This is a genomic window from Xanthomonas sp. SHU 308 (assembly GCF_000364645.1).
In the GTDB taxonomy this organism is placed as follows: domain Bacteria; phylum Pseudomonadota; class Gammaproteobacteria; order Xanthomonadales; family Xanthomonadaceae; genus Xanthomonas_A; species Xanthomonas_A sontii.
Genome location: NZ_AQOK01000865.1, coordinates 1 through 2,054, shown reverse-complemented (window position 1 = coordinate 2,054; position 2,054 = coordinate 1). Strand labels below are relative to the sequence as shown.

General features: G+C 73.8%; 1 protein-coding gene. It reads right to left on the bottom strand.

Features of this window, described 5'->3' with window-relative positions:
• Positions 1 to 2,054: DUF3971 domain-containing protein (locus D588_RS25925; RefSeq protein WP_017917598.1), on the bottom strand; the 2,054-nt coding region annotated here is incomplete at both ends.

The following is a 2,054-nucleotide window of genomic DNA, read 5'->3' as shown; positions in this document are numbered from 1 at the left end:
GGCGACTCCGCTGTCGGCGGGCGTGGCGACCACCGCCGTCGGCGTGCCGTTCGCCACCGGCAAGGTGGCCGTGGCCGAGCGCCAGTGCACCCGCGCCAGGCGTCCGCCGAGCACACCGCCGTCCTTGGTCGGCACGCTGAGGTCGCCGGCCAGGGCCGGGCCGTCCAAATGCACGTCGATGCTGTCGGCCTGCGGCAGCAGGCGCAGGCGGGTGTTGTCGAACACGCCGCCCAGCAGCAGCAGATGGTCGGCCAGGATCTCGATGCGCCGCAGCGGCATCGGGTCTTCGCCGCCGTTGGCCGCGGCGGCGTTCGGATCGGGACGGCTGACCACGCCGATCCAGTCGATGGCGTTCAGCGCCGCGGTGCGCCCGCTGACCACCAGGCCGCTGGCCGGCGGTTCGTCGGCGACGTGGTCGCTGCCCATCACCACGCGCACGCCGGTCTTGCCGCCCTGGCTGCGCGCCGCCAGCGCCATCAGCTTGCCGAAGGCCACCTCGATGCGGCCGCTGCCGACCGGCAGCGGCACGTTGACCGAGGTCGCCAGCGGCGTGGCCGGCGCCTTGTCCATCGGCGCCGGCATCAGCAGCTGGGTGCCGACCAGGTCCGAGCGCAGTTGCAGCCGGGTCGGCGGCTGCGCGCCGCCGTCGGGGGTCTTGGGCAGGCCGACGCCGATGTTCCAGCGCGAGCGGCCCTGCACGTACGGCTTGAGCCAGGCCATTTCCGGCACCCGGTCGAGCAGTTCGTTCGCGTCCAGCGACGCGCTCAGCGCGGCCTCGAAGGCCTGTTGCGGATCCTGCACGCCGTCGCCGGCGCGCAGCGCCAGTTCGCCCTGGTGGCCCTGGTAGGCCACGCTCAGCTTCTGCGCGGCGAATCCGGTATCGCTGTAGTTGGCGCTGCCGCGCATGTCGTCGAAGGCCAGGTCCCAGCGCTTGTCGGCGATATGCGCGCCGAGCAGGTCGACCGTGCCGCGCAGGTGGTGGGTGCCGATGTCGGCGCGCAGCGGCTGCAGCAGGTCGAAGGTGACATCGGCCGGCCCCGACGCGCTGAGCGCATCCAGGGTGTCGCCGTAATGGGCATGCAGCGGACTCTGCCGCAGCATCGCCAGCAGCTTGCCGGTCTCGGCGCGGGTGCTGGCCAGCACGCTGAGCTGGCCTTCCTTGTAGTCGGGCAGCGCCGCCGACAGCTGCTCCACCGGCACCCCGCCCATGCTGCCGCGGCCGTGCACCTCGAAGCCGTTGCCGATGAAGGCGACGCTGGCGTCCACGTTCTCCACCGCCGGCCAGTCGTGCTGGAAGCGCACCTTGGCGTCCTCCAGCCGCGCGGTCGCCTCGAAGCGGCCGTTGTGGTCGGCGAACGGCCAGTCGTCCAGGTCGCCGGAGACCAGCGCATGGCCGTCGCGCAGGCGCCCGCCCTGCAGCGCGGCGTCGAGCCAGTCGGTGGCGGCCTTGCTCATCTTGGAATGGACCCAGAACTTCTTCGCCGCCACCACCGGCGCGTCCTGCAGGTCGGCGGCCAGGTCGATCCACGGCCGCGAGCCGTCGTCCTGGAAGCGCAGCCCGCCGCGCACGTCGGCGCCGTAGTCGCTGCCCTGCACGCGCAGCCCCGGGGTCGCCACGCGCAGGCCGTCGCCATCGCGGAAGGCGACGATGCGCCCGGCCAACTGGACCTGGTGGACCACGCCGAAGCCGCTGGGCCAGTCGACGCGGACCGGGCTGCCGGCCTCCAGCGCCAGTTCGCCGGCCTGGGCATCGCCGTCGAAGCGGCCGCGCAGCCCGCTCACACCCGGCGCACCGCCCGCCGGCGCGAACGCCAGGTCCGCCAGCCGCCCCTGGCCGTACAACGGACCGCCGGGAACCCCGCTCACCGCCACCTGGGTCAGTTGCACGCGCGGCCGTGCCACCGCCAACCAACTGCGCAGGCTGGGCGAAAGCCGGTCGCTGAGTCCGGCCACCGCGATCAGCGGCGCCAAGTCGAGCCGATCGCCGTACAGAGCGAAACGGCGTCCGCCGGCCACGGTCAGCCCGTCCAGGCGCTGCAGCGGCTGCCCGGCCT